The organism is Sinomicrobium halophytocola (assembly GCF_052983395.1).
Genome location: NZ_JBRKIT010000011.1, coordinates 109,326 through 128,189, shown reverse-complemented (window position 1 = coordinate 128,189; position 18,864 = coordinate 109,326). Strand labels below are relative to the sequence as shown.

Annotated in this window: 13 protein-coding genes; 10 read left to right on the top strand and 3 right to left on the bottom strand. The window is 43.2% G+C overall.

What is annotated here, in order from left to right; translation table 11 throughout:
- Positions 1–34 precede the first annotated feature (34 nt).
- The gene (locus ACVBDY_RS02830) at positions 35–3,556 is read left to right on the top strand and encodes a molybdopterin-dependent oxidoreductase (RefSeq protein WP_447173952.1); all 3,522 of its coding nucleotides are present in this window, start codon (positions 35–37) and stop codon (positions 3,554–3,556) included.
- Complete coding sequence (locus ACVBDY_RS02825) at positions 3,553–5,004, top strand: rubredoxin (protein WP_447173951.1); 1,452 nt, start codon at positions 3,553–3,555, stop codon at positions 5,002–5,004. Before ACVBDY_RS02830 ends, ACVBDY_RS02825 begins: the two co-directional genes overlap by 4 nt.
- Before the next feature lie 16 nt (positions 5,005–5,020).
- On the opposite strand, the gene cobA is transcribed toward ACVBDY_RS02825, so the two are convergent.
- Positions 5,021–5,848, bottom strand: a complete 828-nt coding sequence (gene cobA, locus ACVBDY_RS02820) for a uroporphyrinogen-III C-methyltransferase (RefSeq protein ID WP_447173950.1) — start codon at positions 5,846–5,848, stop codon at positions 5,021–5,023.
- 40 nt (positions 5,849–5,888) lie between these two features.
- A complete protein-coding gene (locus tag ACVBDY_RS02815) occupies positions 5,889–6,230 on the bottom strand; it encodes a hypothetical protein (protein ID WP_447173949.1) in 342 nt (113 codons plus the stop codon).
- A 125-nt stretch (positions 6,231–6,355) separates the two neighbouring features.
- On the opposite strand from ACVBDY_RS02815, the gene ACVBDY_RS02810 reads away from it, so the two are divergent.
- Positions 6,356–7,627 (top strand): alginate export family protein, encoded by a 1,272-nt coding sequence (locus ACVBDY_RS02810; protein ID WP_447173948.1) that lies wholly within the window; start codon positions 6,356–6,358, stop codon positions 7,625–7,627.
- Between the two features lie 103 nt (positions 7,628–7,730).
- Here ACVBDY_RS02810 and ACVBDY_RS02805 read toward each other — a convergent pair whose 3' ends face one another.
- Positions 7,731–8,327: a 5'-methylthioadenosine/S-adenosylhomocysteine nucleosidase family protein gene (locus tag ACVBDY_RS02805; protein ID WP_447173947.1), complete on the bottom strand. Its 597-nt coding sequence runs from the start codon at positions 8,325–8,327 to the stop codon at positions 7,731–7,733.
- 488 nt (positions 8,328–8,815) lie between these two features.
- Here ACVBDY_RS02805 and ACVBDY_RS02800 point away from each other — a divergent pair, with 488 nt between their 5' ends.
- The 7 genes from ACVBDY_RS02800 to ACVBDY_RS02770 all read left to right on the top strand — a co-directional run bounded on the left by ACVBDY_RS02800 (position 8,816) and on the right by ACVBDY_RS02770 (position 18,832).
- Positions 8,816–9,796, top strand: a complete 981-nt coding sequence (locus tag ACVBDY_RS02800) for a 2-hydroxyacid dehydrogenase (RefSeq protein WP_447173946.1) — start codon at positions 8,816–8,818, stop codon at positions 9,794–9,796.
- Positions 9,797–10,286: 490 nt separating this feature from the next.
- Complete coding sequence (locus ACVBDY_RS02795) at positions 10,287–10,961, top strand: TetR/AcrR family transcriptional regulator (RefSeq protein ID WP_447173945.1); 675 nt, start codon at positions 10,287–10,289, stop codon at positions 10,959–10,961.
- Positions 10,958–12,613, top strand: a complete 1,656-nt coding sequence (locus ACVBDY_RS02790) for a peptidase domain-containing ABC transporter (protein ID WP_447173944.1) — start codon at positions 10,958–10,960, stop codon at positions 12,611–12,613. Before ACVBDY_RS02795 ends, ACVBDY_RS02790 begins: the two co-directional genes overlap by 4 nt.
- Positions 12,614–12,618: 5 nt before the next feature.
- Positions 12,619–13,977: an HlyD family secretion protein gene (locus tag ACVBDY_RS02785; RefSeq protein WP_447173943.1), complete on the top strand. Its 1,359-nt coding sequence runs from the start codon at positions 12,619–12,621 to the stop codon at positions 13,975–13,977.
- Between the two features lie 6 nt (positions 13,978–13,983).
- The gene (locus ACVBDY_RS02780) at positions 13,984–15,405 is read left to right on the top strand and encodes a TolC family protein (RefSeq protein ID WP_447173942.1); all 1,422 of its coding nucleotides are present in this window, start codon (positions 13,984–13,986) and stop codon (positions 15,403–15,405) included.
- Between the two features lie 1,182 nt (positions 15,406–16,587).
- On the top strand, positions 16,588–17,709 hold the full coding sequence (locus ACVBDY_RS02775; protein ID WP_447173941.1) for an aldo/keto reductase: 1,122 nt from the start codon (positions 16,588–16,590) through the stop codon (positions 17,707–17,709).
- A 28-nt stretch (positions 17,710–17,737) separates the two neighbouring features.
- Positions 17,738–18,832 carry an L-dopachrome tautomerase-related protein gene (locus ACVBDY_RS02770; protein ID WP_447173940.1) on the top strand — a complete coding sequence of 365 codons (1,095 nt, stop codon included), beginning with the start codon at positions 17,738–17,740 and terminating at the stop codon, positions 18,830–18,832.
- Positions 18,833–18,864 lie beyond the last annotated feature (32 nt).

Genomic DNA, 18,864 nt, shown 5'->3' with positions numbered 1-18,864 from the left:
AAATAGTTCAAATTTGTATAAAACCGGCAAATGTATGTTGGAAAAGGAAGTGAAAAGTACATGTTCGTACTGTGGTGTGGGATGCGGGATCGTTGTACGTAAAAATGCAAGGAACCGTGTTGAAGTGGAAGGAGATAAAGACCATCCCGTAAACAAGGGTATGCTTTGCTCCAAGGGGATGAACCTGCACTATGTGGTAAACGATACTTCGGACAGGTTACTGTATCCGGAAATGCGCTGGAGCAGATCGCACCCCAGGGAAAGGGTATCGTGGGATGAGGCACTGGACAGGGCAGCAGGCGTATTCAGGTCTATCATTCAAAAACACGGCCCGGATAGCGTGGGTTTCTACGTGTCGGGGCAGTGTTTGACGGAAGAATATTATATAGCCAACAAACTGGTAAAAGGGTTTATCGGTACCAATAATATAGATACCAATTCCAGGCTTTGTATGAGTTCTGCCGTTGTAGGGTATAAAAAGACCTTTGGCGAGGATATCGTACCGGGTAATTATGAAGATATAGAGCTTGCGGATACTTTTTTGATTGCCGGGGCCAATCCCGCGTGGTGTCATCCTATCCTTTTCCGGCGGCTTGAAAACCACAAACAGAAGAACCCGGATGTCAAGGTTATTGTTGTAGATCCCCGGAAAACGGATTCCGCGGCCCTTGCGGACCTCCACTTACAGATTTTACCGGGAACGGATGTGTTTCTCTATAATGCTATAGGAAGATATCTTCTGAAAAAGGGGTACATAGATAAGAATTTTATCAAAAATCACACGGAGGGATTCAAAGAGTTCAGGGAAGCCGTACAGGCTGTTTCCTTCAGTAAAGCGGCCGAAATTTGTGGCATAACCATAGCGGATATTAAAGAAGCGGCTTCGATGATCGGGAGGTCCGGAGGCTTTATGAGTTTCTGGGCGATGGGGTTGAACCAGAGTATAATAGGTAGTGAAAAGAATTATGCCTTACTCAATTTGTCACTCGTTACAGGGCAGGTAGGCAAGCCCGGGTGCGGTCCTTTTTCGTTAACAGGCCAGCCCAACGCAATGGGAGGAAGGGAAGTAGGGGGAATGGCCAATTTACTTGCCGTACATAAAGACCTGGCCAATCCGGAACACAGGAAGGAGGTCGCCAATTTCTGGGGCGTGGAAAAAATCAGCCCTGATCCCGGCTATACGGCCACCGAAATGATAGATGCCCTGGAGGACGGAAAACTTAAAGCCATCTGGATTATCTGTACTAACCCTATGGTCAGTCTTCCCAATTCCAAAAAAGCAGAAGCTGCACTAAAGAAAGCACGGTTTGTGGTAGTCCAGGATATCTCTGAGAAATCCGATACGGTCGAATATGCGGACCTCGTACTTCCGGCAGCAGGATGGCTGGAAAAGGAAGGGACCATGACAAATTCGGAAAGGCGGATATCCTATCTTCCCAAGTACGTTCATCCGCCAGGTGAGGCAAGACCGGATGTAGATATCCTTTGTGATTTTGCGCAACGTATGGGATTCGGAGGGTTTAATTACGGGAATACGTCCGAAATATACGAGGAATATGCCCAGATGACCAAAGGGACCAATATAGATGTGTCATATTTGAATTACGACCGTCTTAAGAACGAAGGCACGTTTCAATGGCCGGTTTCCGAATACAGGCACCCCGGTACCCCCAGGCTTTTCCAGGACAAGGTGTTTTATACCCCGTCGCAAAAGGCTGTTTTCAACATTCCCAAGGTCACCAATCCCGGATTTTTACAGAAGGAATCGGAGTATCCCCTGGTATTGACCACGGGAAGGATACGCGATCAATGGCATACCATGACCAAAACAGGCAAGGTTGCACGTTTAAAAACGCATTACCCCGATCCGGTACTGGAAATTAATATGGTGGACGCTTATTTAAAAGGCATCAGGAACGGGGATGTGATCGAAGTAACCAGTAAATACGGACAGGTAAGGCTTCGTGCGAAAATCACCGAAAATATTCGTGAAGGCGTGGTTTTCATGCCCATGCATTGGGGAAAGAAATTAAAAAGCGATCTGAACAGGGCCAATAATTTAACAAGCGGTATTGTAGACCCCATCTCCAAAGAGCCCGACTTTAAGTATACTGCCGTACGCATTAATAAGTATGAAAAGAAAAAAGAAAAGATCATAGTTATAGGCGCTGGGGCAGCCGCATTCCGCTTTATACAAAATTATAGGGAACACAATTCAGAGGATGAAATCACCGTATTTTCTTCGGAACCCGATTCGTTCTACAATCGTGTTTTACTCCCGGAATACATTACGGAAAATCTGAGTTGGGAACAGCTTCAGAAAGTAAAAGAGAAAGCCCTGGAAAAACTCAACATCAATCTTCAAGCCGGAATCGCCGTAGAGAAGATCGACAGAAATACTAAAGAAGTGATTGATCAGAATGCGGACAGGTATCCGTATGACAAACTGATCTTAGCTACCGGAAGCCGTGCCTTTGCTCCCAAAGATGCCCAGTTGCACCTTCCCGGCAGGTTTACGATGCGGAATAAAAAGGACGCGGACGATTTTAAAGCATTCATGGAAACCACAAATCCCGATCCTCAACAAAGGCATGTGGTTATCGTGGGAGGAGGATTACTGGGACTGGAGCTGGCTGCGGCACTCCGGGAAGACCTGGTGAATGTTACTGTGGTTCAGAGGTCCAGCCGGCTTATGGAAAGACAACTGGATATTACGTCGAGCAAACTCCTGGAAAAAGACGTTCACGAACGGGGAATCCAGGTCTATTTTGATAATGAAGTAAGTACGGTCTTTAATGCAGAAGATTCCGGGGAACTGAACATTACCCTGAAAAGCGGAAGGATACTCAACGCCAATGCTATTGTTTATGCCATAGGAACGCGTCCCAATATTGAAATAGCAAAAGAAACAGGAATAGTCTGTGGAAGGGGAGTAAGAGTAAATCAACATCTGCAGACCTCGGATGCCGATATTTTTGCACTCGGGGAAATTGCGGAATACAAAGATAAAATGTTTGGTATAACTTCGGCAGCAGAAGAACAGGCTACGGTTTTAGCCAATTTCCTAGCCGGGGATATCAGCAGTTCGTATAACGGATCGATTTTGATGAACATTCTTAAATTCAGTAATCTCGATGTTTGCAGCGTTGGGGAAATCAATGTTCCGCAAAATGATGATACTTACGAAGAGATCGTTTTCCTCGACCTGAAGAAAAGATATTACAAAAAATGTATCGTACAGAACGATTTGCTTGTCGGCGCCATTTTAATGGGAGATAAAAATGAATTTGCCGAATTCAAAGGACTGATCGAAGGCAAAATGGAACTGGCCGATAAAAGGGAAGTGCTATTGCGTGGATCCGGCGGAAGTAAACCCGTGAAAGGAAAACTGGTTTGTTCCTGTAGCCAGGTCGGGGCGGGAAACCTGGAGGAAGCTATTTCCGGGGGGTGCAGGGATTTTACGGAGCTGTGCAACCAAACCGGGGCCGGCCTGGGGTGTGGAAGCTGTAAATCGGAAGTAAGAGAACTTTTGCATAATTCAAAAGCACTGGTATGAGAAAGCAGATACCCAGATTATTGATTAAAGGAGGGGTGTTATCGCCTGCCGAATTAAAAAAAATAGTGGAATATGCAGAGTTGTCCGGCCTGAAAAGTATTTCCTTCGGGTCCAGGCAGGATATCCTTTTTCCGGAATACAGCGAAAACGAATGGAATAAAAGGCTCGCTTTTGAAGATTTTAACCTCATGGATTCCGTTTCAGGGTTCCGGACAGAAAATGTAGTTTGCTCCTATATGACCACGGATATTTTTCCGACTACTTCCTGGATTACCGGCGACCGGTATTTGTATATCCTGGAACAGATCCGGTACTTTCCGAAACTTAAAATTAATATTACCGAACCAAAGCAGCGGCTTGTTCCCCTGTTTACGGGGCACCTTAATTTTATAGCTTCCGAAAGGGAAGATTACTGGTACTTATACATCAGGCTGCCCGACTGGGAGATCATGGAGATGTACCCGGCGCTTATCTACAGTTGGGATATTGCCAAAATAGGAGAGGCCATTGAGGACCTCCTGCTGGAAGAGCCCGAAAATGTAGAAACCCTCTTCGACCTTTTGAACGATGCTATTGAAACGGATAATAAAACCGTAGACAAACCTCTGAAGGTACCTTTTTATCCTTTTCCGTATTACGAAGGGATGAACCGTACCGGCACCGGGGAATACTGGCTGGGATTGTACTGGCGAAACAACCGTTATGATCTGCAGTTCCTGAAGGCCATGTGCGATCTAAGCTCGGAATTAAAAATAGGGAGAATCTGTATTACACCCTGGAAATCCTTTATCATTAAAGGTATTCCGGAACGCTCCAAACTACGTTGGGAAAAACTACTGGGAAGGTTTGGTATAAACGTAAGGCACTCTATGCTCGAACTGAACTGGCATTTACCCGTAGCGAATGAAGAGTTATTAAAACTGAAGCGCTATCTGGTAGCCAGTTTTGATCAGAATGACATTTCTACATACGGACTTACTTTTACCATCAGTGAGCACACCAGGCATTATTATTACTTTACTTCCATTGTAGTGGAGAAAAATGTACAGCCTTCGGAGCTTAACGAGTTTGATATTCGTGATACTTTCAACCTGCTTTTTGCCAAAGACTTTGATCCCAACACCAAAGCGTATATCACTTATGTGCAGGACATCGATCAGGATGCGCTTCCGGGGCTTTTAATGGAACTGAGCCAGATGTATTTCGAGCAATTGGGAAATAAAAAGGAAGACGATAAAAAGACAGCCGGGGAAGTGACGGAGCATCGTAAAGAAGTATTTCAATGTCCGGAATGTTTGACCGTTTATGATGCGGTATACGGGGATATAACACAGGATATAATTCCCGGGACCCCTTTTGAAGATGTCCGGGAAGACTATACATGCCCGGTCTGTGAAGCCCCTAAAGGCGCGTTCCGAAAAAAGGTCTTTACCGGGTTTAAACAATAATCCCTTATTTTATCATTTAAGCCGGAACGGCATCTAATCCTAAGTTCTGATAGATGAACTCATCGTCCGTGTTCCATGCACCTGGTGAAGAACCGTTCTGTGAAAGCAGGCGATGCATTTTTACCACTTCCCCGATGACTATGATTCCGGGCGCCGTTGATGCTTTCTTTCCCGTTTTGTTCAGAATATTTTCTACAGTACCTATACAATGTTCCTGGTTATTGTTTGTTCCGTTCCGGATAACCGCTACGGGCATATATTCTTTTTTCTCCGCTTTAAACAATTCGGTTATTTCGGCCAGCTTATTCATTCCCATCAGTATGACAACCGTGGCATTCGATTTGGCGGCCATTTTTATATCATCGCAAAGTTTTCCGGAGGAGGTTGTTGCCGTAACTACCCAAAAACTTTCCGAAACTCCACGATGTGTTACCGGGATACCGATGTTAGCGGGAACGGCAACTGAAGACGATATTCCGGGAATGACCTGGAAAGGGATATCGTGTTCGGATAAATAAGCCGCTTCTTCACCACCTCTCCCGAAAATAAACGGGTCCCCGCCTTTCAGCCTTACCACATGACCGTTGTTCCGGGCTTCATCAACCAACAGTTGATTTATTTCGTCCTGGGAGTAAGCGTGCAGTGACCTTCTTTTCCCCACAAAGATTGTCTTAACGGTTGTACTTGCGTGTTTAAGGATCTCCTTGTTTATCAGGGCGTCATATAGTATCACATCTGCGGTTTCCAATGCTTTAACTGCTTTTAAAGTTAACAGTTCCGGATCTCCTGGGCCTGCGCCCACAAGACTTACAAAAGGGGAGTTGTTATTGGTGTTTTTTATCATAATCGTTTGTTTACAGCAACCGGTATTTTTTATTTCCATTTTACTCTTTGTGGACCTCTGTGAAACCTCGGTGAGTCTCTGTGCAACAACATAGTGAAAACAGGTTATTGCACAAAGATGCACAAAACAGATAAAATCCGGACCTTACCAGGGGAGTTTTAAAAAGCACAAGACTTTTCCCTGCTTTCACTACGTAGTTTTTCCTGCCCCACCGTATTGCATAACCATCAATAGCAGATTGCCGGAAATGTGGCAGGTCAAAAGAGGCGTGTACGGGAGCTGCCAATATTTTTTCAAGAGCAGCATCCGTTGCATATTCCCTGATTACGGGGGCGGGACTGTGGTCTTGAATGAATTTTATGGCCTGGTTAACTGAGATCATCACTTGATTTGTTAGAGACGGGACAAATATAATACATTGCACGTAGTTTTTGAAATAAAAATAAGTATTAATACTTATTTTAAAGAAATATTACGTATGTTTGGATGTGACATAAAATTTTAGCTATGAAAAGAATTTTATCAACCTTTTTTTTAATGATTTCGTTAAGTATGCTTTGTACTGCTCAGACTTTACATTTGGATGCGGATATGAGATCCAGGTTTGAGTACCGGCACGGATACGGTAACCTGTTCGTGGACGATGCCAAACCCGCGTCATTTGTTATCCAGAGGTCCCGCTTGAACACGGGATATTTTTCGGAAAACCTGAAAGTGATGTTGAGTATTCAGGATGTCAGTACCTGGGGAGATACGCGCCAACTAGACCCTTCGGATGCCAATAATTCCCTTTCTTTATTCCAGGCCTGGGCGGAAGTGGGTGTCCTGGACAAACTTTCGGTAAAACTGGGCAGGCAGGTTATTTCTTATGATGACCAGAGGATCTTCGGGGGAGTAGACTGGGCGATGCAGGGACGTTTCCACGATGCGTTGTTATTGAAATATAAAAATGACGGTTTTAGCATGGATGTCGGTTTGGCCTTCAGCCAGGAAGAAGAAACGCTTATAGGAAGCCGCTATGATATAACCGGGTTTTATACCTATAAAACCATGCAGTACCTCTATGCCCACAAAACATTTCAAAAGCTGCAATTGAGCTTTTTGTTTTTGAACAACGGGTTTCAGAAGTATGAAGATGAAGAAAGATCCATTGCCGACGGTGTTTACGATCGTCAGACAACCGGATTCTATTTTCAGTATCCTTTGAGTAAATGGAAGTTTTCCGGTAGTTTTTATTACCAGTTCGGAAAAGCCTCACCAGAAATTGATTTAAGTGCATACCAGTTTGCCTTCAACGGGGAATACGCCATGACAGCGGGGATCCTGGGCGCCGGGATCGAAATTCTGAGCGGGACCGATATGCAGGGAAATTCGGATAATCATTCATTTTTTCCGCTTTACGGTACCAACCATAAATTCAACGGGTTTATGGATTATTTTTATGTAGGCAACCATGCAGATAATGTGGGATTGAACGATATTTATGCCAAATATCTTTTTAAGTTTCCGGGGTCCACATTGCTTTTGAAAGGACATTATTTCACTTCCAATGCGGACTTGTCTCTGGGAGAAAGCCATTACCTGGGAACCGAATTCGACCTGGTTTTCGGGAAGGAAATTGTAAAAAATGTCTTCCTGAATGTGGGATATTCCCATATGTTTCCATCGGACAGTATGCAAACGGTTAAGGGAGGAATTTCCCCCGATAATACTAATAACTGGGCATGGGTGCAATTGAAAATAACTCCGAAATTATTACGGTTCTCTATGGCTGACTAAACAACAGTGAATCAGGAATCCATAGTTTTCCGGGAGACGGAAAGTATAGTATGTTTAACCGCGAATAATTCTAAGATAACTATTAATATAATAGTGTGTTATATTATTGCTTTTCTGCCGGAAGCAAAATTTCACGGAATACTTCAGATGTTTTATGTACCTGTACCGTCCAGTCTTCTGCGGCTGAACCGTCGGCACCGTCCGAGATGTACTTCAGGCATAGAAAAGGAATATTCTCTTTCATGGCTATGAGGGCCAACGGGTAAGCTTCCATGTCTACTACATTGTATTCTGCGGTGGCGTGGTTCATTTCAAAACTGTCTCCCGTTCCGCAAATACCTTGCGGGAGTCCGTTTAGCCCGAATCCGTGCACCAGCAGGGGAGGGATACCCGAAAGCGGAGTTTCGTATAAAGTGTAACCAAGACCTCTTACGTCCATGTCCCGTTGAACGAACGTAGTGCAGCAAACCACTTCTCCCTTCCGGAAATGCCTGCTCCCGGCCGAACCCAGGTTGACAATTAATTTGGGTTTTCGCCTATGTATGGCTTTGGCAAGCTCAAAGGCGGCATTTACCTTTCCTATACCGGTAATCAGTTTATTGGTGCCGTTAAAGGCTGTCCCCGCCTCAGATTCCAGGGCAAAAACAAATAGGGTATCTTCCAGGGAGTATGTATTGTCTTCGCTTATTGTTATCATCATTTTTATGAAAAAGGACAAATTTAAGAAACAGTTTTCTGAAATGACCGGTATATCTATACGATCTTCAGGGCAAACGCATTAAAAAAACTATAATTGCAACGTTTAATGGTTCCAGGTTTAAAATTCCAGGTTCCAGGTTAGGTTTGTGAGAATTATAAATACCGGCAAACTGGCAACTTATAAAAAAAAATAGTACCCCTAACTCCATCCCGATATATCGGGACTCCTCAACCCCGAACTGTAACACTGTTACCGCTTACGGATTACTAATTACTGCTCCTCCCTTATAATGCGTTTACCCTGATACGATCTCTGTTTTACTTGTGTTGATACTGTTTAAACCTCTTGCAGCAGATCAACCAGGAGATGTTGGAATGATCTGGGAAAGTAAATGCTCACGCCCGCTTCCGGTAACAGTCTATTAATGTTTAGTTATTTTTGTTACTTTGAAGTGGTAGAATAATCTATTAAACCGGAAACAGTTAAAAATGAAAGTGTTCGTATCCCGCAGAATTCCCAAAAAAGTGATCGCGCTCCTGGAAGAACAGGGGCTGGAGGTCATATATAATAATTCGGATAAGAAAATGTCACAAAATGATCTTACAGAAGCCTGTAAGAAAGCAGACCTGCTCTTTAACGTGGGAAGTGCTGATCTGAATGCCCGTTTTATGGAATCCTGCCGACACCTGAAGGGCATAGCGCTTACCAGTGTAGGGTATGACCATGCCGATCTGAAAGCTGCTACACACTATGGTATTCCGGTGTCCAACACCCCCGATGTACTGAGCAAAACAACTGCTGACACTGCTTTTCTCCTGATGCTGGCCACGTCAAGAAAAGCGTTTTATGCGGCACGACAGGTAGAGGGGGGAGAGTGGAAAGACAACGGTTTTCTGAATGAACTAGGAATAGAGATTAACGGTAAGACCCTGGGGATTTTCGGACTCGGCAGGATAGGAACGGAGTTTGCAAGAATGGCCGGTGCAGCTTTTGGAATGCGTATTATTTACCATAACAGAAGTCGTAACATGGAAGCCGAACGGCTTTTGGACGCCCGCTATGTAGATTTTGATGAATTGCTGGGAGAAAGCGATGTACTTTCCGTACACACCAACCTTACTCCCGAAACACAATACCGTTTCGACGGGTATTGTTTTCGGAAAATGAAGAAAACATCCATATTCATCAACACTGCAAGGGGAAAGATCCACCGCGAGACAGACCTGATCGAAGCCCTGAAGCAAGAAGAAATATGGGGAGCGGGCCTGGATGTAACCGATCCGGAACCCATGCTCCCGGACAACCCGTTATTGCAGATGTCGAATGTTTGTGTATTGCCCCATATCGGGTCTGCAACCATAGAAACGCGAACGGCCATGACCAATGTGGCGGCAAAGAATCTGATTGCCGTGTTTAAAGGAGATAAAATGCCCCAGGTAGTCAATAAAGAAGTTTACGATAAAATTTAACCCGAAAATAATATGAGGACCTGTTTTTTTTTGTTCCTGTAACCGGTTCGGGTAATGGTATTTTTCATCTTCTGTGTTATTGAGTTCTCCCGGTGTTACGGCGATTACACAATAACTGAAAAGCAATTGTATTGCCTGTAAAACCTTCACAATTTTCAGAGCAGAACGGTTTGGTCCCGGACGCATAGCAGTTCTGCCTGCCAATATCTTTTTTTCCGCTTATTTTTCAAAAAACGTCAGCCTTACACATCACTGAGATTTTAACGCTTTGTCCTTCTATAGAGATATTACGGGATAATTAACCTTTTCCCGGATTCCCGCTAAATCAGATAATTCCAATTGTCAACATCGGAAAATAAGGATGAATAATTGTTTAAATACAAGATTAAGTACAGTATTTATAATGCTTTCAGAAATAATTGTTAAACTTTCGTAATGTAATAGTATTACTATTATTTTTGCCTCCGTTGTAATTTAGCGGATTATAATTATGGAGAGTATTTTAGGGAATATCCGGTTGCGGATCAATGAGAAATTGTATCTCAAAGATCCGGAAACATCGGTACTGGGCAAGAAGATTTTAGAACATAGCATTTTGTTGATAGATAAAATGGGCTTTGAGTCTTTTACTTTTAAAAAATTAGGAGAATCCATCGGCTCCAATGAGAGTTCGGTATATCGCTATTTTGAAAGTAAGCATAAATTATTGCTTTACCTGTCTTCCTGGTATTGGTCGTGGGTGGAGTATCGTATGGCTTTGGCAACCCTGAATATCGAAGATCCCCTGAAGCGGTTACATATAGCTATAAGGGAAGTAACGGGAGAAGTGGAAGATGATGACAAGACGACTTTTATCCGGGAATCGGTATTGAACAGGATAATTATAGCCGAGTTTACCAAGACATTCCTGACCAAGGAAGTGGATGAAGAAAACCGGCAGGGCTTTTTCCTGGTTTACAAAAGTGTTATCAACAGGCTCGCAGTATTGATTGCAGATGTGAATCCGGAATACCTATACATAAAAAGCCTTGCTTCTTCTATTGTAGAAGGGGCGCTGCACCAGCATTATCTGAAAGATCACTTTACGACGATCACGGATTTTTGCAAGAGAGAAAATGATATAACCACGTTTTATATAGAAAACATAAACAAAATATTGTTATGACACCAATTCAGCGATTTCGCAATATGTTGCGTATCGATAAAAAGGACATTTACCAGATTATCCTGTATTCTATCCTGGCGGGGATTATAAGTTTATCCCTTCCGCTGGGTATCCAGTCTATCGTAAATTTTCTCCAGGCAGGTAAAGTGAGTACTTCATGGGTAGTATTGGTGATTATAGTAGTTGTAGGAGTAGCTATGGTAGGTGTTTTCCGGATCATGCAGTACAGGATTACGGAAAACCTTCAGCAGAAGATATTTGTGCGATCTTCTTTTGAGTTCGCATACCGTTTTCCTAAAATCAAATTTAACAAGCTATACCCTTATTCCCCTCCTGAGTTGGCAAACCGTTTTTTCGATACGCTTACAGTACAAAAGGGATTCTCCAAATTGTTGCTGGATATTTCCGGGGCGGCGCTGCAGATACTTTTTGGGATTGTGCTGTTATCGCTTTACCATCCTTTTTTTATTTTCTTTGGGATTTTACTGGTAATCCTTTTATACCTGATCTTCAGACTTAATTTCTATCCCGGACTTTCCACAAGCCTGGAAGAATCCAATTATAAATATAAGGTAGCGCATTGGTTACAGGAAATTGCACGGAACCATCTGAGTTTTAAAAGCAATAAGCTGTTTGATTTTGCCCTGCATAAAAATGACAGGCTGGTTAACAGTTATTTAAATCAAAGGGAGAACCATTTTGGGGTGCTTAGAAAACAATTTATCCAGCTAACCGGGTTCAAAGTGCTTATAACAGCCGGACTACTGATTATCGGGGGGATACTGGTCCTCAATCAGCAAATGAACATCGGGCAGTTCGTTGCGGCAGAGATCATTATTTTAACGATTATTACAGCAGTAGAAAAACTTTTTTCCGGTATTGAACTGTTTTACGATGTGCTTACCTCCCTGGAGAAAATAGGTACGGTGGTAGACATGGATTTGGAGACTGGCTCCGGTTCTGAGAATGGCAGTTATCTTCTGGATTCCGATACCATGTGTATCGAAACCGATAAGCTCTCCTATAAATTTCCGAATTCCGATAATTTTATACTGAAAAATGTTTCCCTGACCATAAACCAGGGAGACCGTATCCTTATTGACGGGGCCAACGGGGCGGGTAAAACTACACTGATACGCCTGTTGAGCCGGGTTATAGAACCCACCGGCGGAACCATTTTTATAAATAACACCAATTACAGTAAGTATGCTATAGACGATTATCGTTCCAGTATAGGTACCATAACCATTAATGACAATGTTTTTGAAGGGACTATACTGGAGAATATTACCTGTAAAAACCCGGGAATATCCATTCAGGAGATACACAAGGTTATTGAAAGTATGCAACTCACCACATATATAAAATCCCTTCCGAACGGACTGGACACCGTAGTTCACTCCGAAGGGAAGCAGCTGAGCTCTTCCATAATTCAAAAAATATTGCTGGCCAGGTGTATTATTTCTGACCCTAAAATACTCTTTTTGGAGGAACCTCTAGAGAAGGTAGATGAACCATCCGCAAAAGAAATCATAGATTACCTGACCACAGAAGATAAGACCTGGACGGTGGTAATTATCTCTAAGAACGAGTATTGGAAACAGAAGTGTAACAAAAGATTCTTTCTGACCGAAGGAACGTTAAAAACATAATAGGCATGTTGAATATCTCTGATAATCGTATCGACAAGTTCGTGGATATGTCCAAATATACTTCTGCGAAGATATTTGCGGACAATAGACACTACAGGGTCATAAGAAAAGTGGTTTGGGGTGTGGCTATAGTTATTCTGCTCGTATTGTTTCTGCCCTGGACACAGAACATCAAGGGATCGGGGTATGTTACTACGCTTAGACCGGAGCAGCGTCCACAAACGGTACATGCGATCATAGGCGGACGAATAGAAAAATGGTATGTACAGGAAGGAGATTATGTGCATAAGGGAGATACCATTATATTTTTATCCGAAACAAAGGAGTCTTATTTTGACCCCAATCTTATTGCCAATACGGAAGATCAGGTAAATGCCAAAGAAGGTGCAGTGGAATCTTATACCGAAAAGATCGGTGCTTTAACCAAACAAATAAAAGCCATAGAAAGAGAACAGGAGCTGAAACTCAAACAAGCACGGAACCAACTGAAACAGAGTAAGCTTAAGGTTATCAGCGACAGCATAGACCTGGAAGCGGTAAAAACCCGGTTGAGTATTGCCGAAACCCAGTATGACCGGGCATTTAACCTTAATAAAGAAGGATTAAAACCAATGACCTATGTGGAAGAAAAAAAGGTGAAGCTCCAGGAAATGCAGGCTAAAATAATCACCCAGGAAAACAAATATCTAACCAGCCAGAACGAATTGATCAATGCGGAAATGGAACTCACTCGGCTTAATGCGGCCTATGCCGAAAAGCTTGCAAAAACCCAGAGTGATATACAAACTGTGCTCAGTACGCGCTTTGATACCCAGTCCCAGGTGAGCAAACTCCGGTCACAGTTTGCCGGTTATCTGATCCGTAACGGCATGTATTATATAACTGCTCCGCAGGATGGATACGTAAACCGTGCATTACAGTCCGGTATCGGGGAAACCATAAAGGAAGGGACTTCTGTGGTAAGTATTATGCCGGCACGCTTTGATATTGCCGTGGAGACCTATATAGAACCCCTGGATTATCCTTTGGTACACAAAGGGGGAAAGGTTCGTATTTGGTTTGACGGCTGGCCCACGATCGTATTCAGCGGCTGGCCGGGAGTTTCTTACGGTACTTTCGGGGGAGTTGTAGTGGCAAAGGAAAACTTTATCAGTGCCAACGGTAAATACCGTGTGCTCATTGCCCCGGACCCGGAAGAAAAAAGCTGGCCGAAAGAACTTAGTGTAGGAGCGGGGTCACAAACACTTGCACTACTGGATGATGTGCCTATCTGGTTTGAAATATGGCGTACCTTAAACGGGTTCCCACCCAATTTTTATAACACACCGGGATCGGAAGGGAGTACTAATGAGAAAAAGAAATAATCGCATATGCATATTCATATAGTTAGCGGGACATTTCGGGTTTTTTCCGGACTTTTCGTATTGCTTATGGTTATGGGTACGGCCCGGGCCCAGGAAGTGTCCGATGAATTTACCTATGATGAATTCCTGGCCTATGTTAAAAAATATCATCCCATAGTACGACAGGCCAATCTGGTACTCTCCGAATCACAGGCGAAACTTCTGAAGGCCAGGGGAGCGTTCGATCCTAAATTAGAAGCTGATTTTTCCAAAAAGAATTACGATGACAAAACCTATTACTCCCTCTTTAACGGAAGTTTTAAAATACCCACCTGGTATGGTATAGAAATCAAGGCGGCTTTCGATAAAAACGAGGGAGTGTACATGAATCCGGAAAATTATGTTCCTCAGGACGGGCTTACCTCCCTGGGAATTTCGGTACCTGTAGGGCAGGGGCTATGGATAAACGATCGTATGGCAGAACTGAAAAAAGGTAAACTGTACGTGCAACTTGGCAACTACGAACGGATACTCGCCACTGTAGAAGCTATTTCAGAAGCTTCTGTGGCTTATATGAACTGGAAGCGAGATTATGAAAAGGTAAAGCTATACGAAGATTTTTACCGGAATGCCGTGGAAAGGCAGGAGTGGGTCGTAAAATCTATCGAGTTGGGCGAACTTCCGCCTATAGATAGTGTGGAATCGGGAATTATATTGAAAACAAGGAAACTGGAATGGGAACAGGCCAGACTGAAACTTACCAAAAGTCGCCTGAGCCTGTCCAATTACCTGTGGACCGAAGATAATATCCCTCTGGAACTATCAGAACAGATGGTGCCGCAGGACAACCTGGAAGACCACATACTCGATATACTGGCGCTCGATCCGCTTACCGAAGAATTCGATATAGAGAACCATCCGAAGATCAACGCCTTGAATACAAAAATCAATATACAGGAAGTGGACCGTAAGTTAAAGGCCAACAACATGCTGCCCAAACTGAACCTCAATTATAATTATATCTCGGAGCCATCATATATAGACGGTTTTCGTATGGAGGATTACAAAATAGGGGCTTCTTTTTCTTTTCCTCTTTTCCTGAGAAAAGAGCGGGCAGAAGTACGATTGGCAGATATAAAACTGAAAAATTCCGAATTTGGGCTGCAGTTTGAAAAAGAAGCACTTAAAAATAAGATTAAGGCGCAGTTTAACGAATTGAATTCATACCGGGAACAAATTGTGATTAATGAAGATCTGATAAACGATTACCGGCAAATGCTTGGCGGGGAAATAAAACTTTTTGAAATGGGAGAGAGTTCGATCTTTTATATCAACACCCGCGAAAACAATCTCGTCAAAGCCAGGGTATCGGATATAGATCTTAAAAATACCTACTTTCTTTCGGCTTTAGGACTTTATAAAACACTTGCGGTTCCCAGGGAAAATTAAGAGGTCTTCCCTTCCATAACACTAAAAAGTTATTGTCTGAATCCGAATAACCAAATAACTGGAGAATGGTTTTCCCCGCCAGACGGGGCAGGATAGTGTGAATTTGTAATCAACAGCGCTCTGCTTTTACTTTCATGTATATAAAATAATGATATTAAATGTTATAATTGCATTAATTAAAGTTTTTGTTTAACTAAAAAGGTGTTCTGGAATTTCAACTACCCATACTTGTTTTGACCGTTTTTTCGAAAAAACGAGTCTTCGTTTTATTAAACAGGGGGGAATCCGCTTGACCGGATAGCTTATGGGGCTTATCATGGGTTGGTGTTAACCGGGAGCTATAGAGCAATCTTCTCTTTACATGTTTTCAGGAAGTATCTTCCCTCTCCGGTCTCTTACGCGCATTCAACCGCTTGGCAAATCCTCTTGCAGTTTTAAATCATACCATCACACTTGGTCTTTTGGTTATTTGAAAAAAGGATAGCAACGGTTATCCTGAACAAAAATGGCAATTTGCAGATGGGAATATCCGATTTTTTAATATAATGATAAGGAAAAAACGGAGGATAATAAGCTATAAGAAAAAATATTCCTGTGATATGTATCAAAATTTTATAGTCAAGTTTTTGTTTATGTAATGGCTTATAATAGTTTGGTAATTAAATTTTTATGGTTAACATTATTAGCTATGTCGCATTTTGAGATTATTTGGTTTTGACGGTTGTAATGTTATAGTACGGTTGTAATGTTATAGTGATGTGTAGCGGAAGGAGGGGGAGAACCAGATCCAGGTTTGTGGTTTACAAATTAAAAGTTGCGGGTTTGGAAATGAATATGTGAATACATGTGTAAACTTTTTACCTGCTTCGTAAAATCCGGAATGTTTTGTCTTGATAATATCACCGGGGTAATTGACGTTTGTAGAAGGATGGAAATACCTTTAATCACCGGGCCAGGTATCCCGATAGGAAAAAGAAAGAGATTTTCTGGTATATATATAGAAAGCTTCGTATTTTAGAGGGAGAAGATAAATAGGGAATTACCTGCCAGCCGCTTTTTGCATTCCCGGAAGAAGCTTGCTTCTTAAAAGCACCACAATATGTTTTGATGGATTTACAGATTTACAGGTCTTTGGGATCTGCTTCCCGGAAAAAAACCTGTATTGTTCCTAAGATGATAATTATGGCTACACGAAGAGAATTTATAACAAAAACAACATTAGCTTCGGCGGCTTTGGCCACAACGCATTGGTCAGTCGGCCTGGCCGGCGTACCGGATAACAGGATACAAGCAGTTTATAAACATAAAAAAACGGAAAAAATGCGATATAAGTTCCCTACGAAGTCAGGATTGGGTGGTGTAGCCGCCGGAAACGGATTCAACGAGAATACCAACGATCAGATCATAGCGACCATGCAGGCGGCGTGGGATAACGGAGTGCGTTACTTTGACACATCACCCTGGTACGGGCTTGGGTTGAGCGAGAGGAGAATGGGGCATTTTCTCTTTGAAAAGAAGAGGGATGAGTTTGTTCTTTCTACTAAGATAGGGCGTATCCTGGAACCTGACGCGGGTTTTACACCGAATCCGGACCTGCTCTGGAAAGGAAGGCTCAATTTCAAACACAAATACGATTATTCTGCTGCCGGGGTACGCAGGTCCGTAGAAGATAGCCTGCAACGTATGGGGCTTTCTTCCATAGATGTTGTTTTTGTGCACGATCTTTCACCGGACAACGGCGATCTTGGGAAAACCTGGACAGAACAATTTAAAATAGCTGAAAAGGGAGCCTTTCCCGAACTGACCAGAATGCGGGAAGAAGGCATTATCAAAGCCTGGGGTATGGGGGTCAATACTCCCGAGCCTATTTTGAAATGCCTGGAAGTGGCGGACCCGGATGTGATGCTGGTCGCTATTCAGTATTTCCTGGTGGAACATAAGAATGCCCTGGAAAAGGTATTCCCGGCAATGGATAAGAAAAATGTTAAAGCCGTTATTGGCGGCCCGCTGAATGCAGGCTTTCTGGCTAACAGGGAACGCTTTAATTACGGTGGGGAAATGCCCGGGGACATGGTAGCTAAAAGAAATAAGATCAATGCCATTGTGAAAAATTACGACGTGGATCTCAGAACTGTTGCCCTAAGGTTCTGTGCATCCCACCCTACGGTAGGGGCGGTAATACCGGGAGCCAGTACCGCCGAGCAGGCTGCGGCCAATGCCCGGTCTTTTTCCGTTGAAATTCCTTCCGATCTCTGGGCTGAGTTAAAAGCAGCCAAACTCATAGAAGCAAATACCCCGGTTTGATCCGGGATAACCAGGTAAAAGAACGTTTATGAAAAAAATATGTGCTCCTGTAATCATCACAGCTATGCTTGCGAATGCAACGGCCCAGGAGGAATTTCACAGTGAAGCATTGCAACCCGTAGCTTCTTTTGACAAAAGTATGGCCATAGGTCTCAGTGTAACTTCCGATAACCGCATTTTTGTAGCTTTTCCGAATTACGACGGCAACGGTAAGTATACGCTTACCGAGAAAAAAAACGGAAGCGTAGCAGCTTATCCCGATGAAGAATGGAATACCCGTTCGGACGAGGATGATCACTTTCTTCGGGTACAGGATTTATATGTAGATGCGGAAGACAATTTGTGGGTGCTGGATTCCAAACCGGCTTCCAAAGGCTCTATTTTCGGGGATTCGGGAGAAGGTTCAGAAGGGAAATTCAAACTGGTAAAAATCAATACCGGAACCGATAAAGTCGAAAAGGTATATCTTTTCGAAGACCTGGACAAAACCGCTTCCGGACTGAACGATGTGCGGGTGGATACTGAAAAAAACATGGCTTACCTGTCCGATCCCGGACAGGCGGCTATAGTAGTACTGGACCTGGAAACCGGGAAGAGCAGGAGTGTACTCAAAAAAACTTCATACACTTTGGCAGAAGATATAGTACTTACCTACCAGGGCCGGGAAATGAAGGATGCGGATGGCAAACCTTTTTCTTCACACGTGAACGGGATAGCATTGACCAAAGATTTCAGGTATTTCTACTTTAAACCTATCAACAAGAAAAATCTGTATAGAGTAGAGACCCGTTACCTTGCGGATCCGGAACTTTCCGAAAGTGAACTGGAAAGCAAAATTGAGGATATGGGCGAAGTAGGAGTTACACACGGACTGGTGGCCGATGACAAAGGAAATATATTCTTCACTACTTCCGAGGATTATAGTATAACTTATATGAGTCCCGACGGAAAGATACATACCCTGGTAAAAGATTCCCGCTTGTTGTGGCCGGATTCCCTGGGAACAGGTTCCGATGGTTACCTGTACTTTACCTGTGCCCAGTTGCAGCGTCTGCCGCAGTGGAACAGCGGAAAGGACAGAACGGTTTATCCGTACACCATGTATAGCGTAAAATTGCCTTAAGAATTACTGAGAACAGTAGATTTGTATATTAA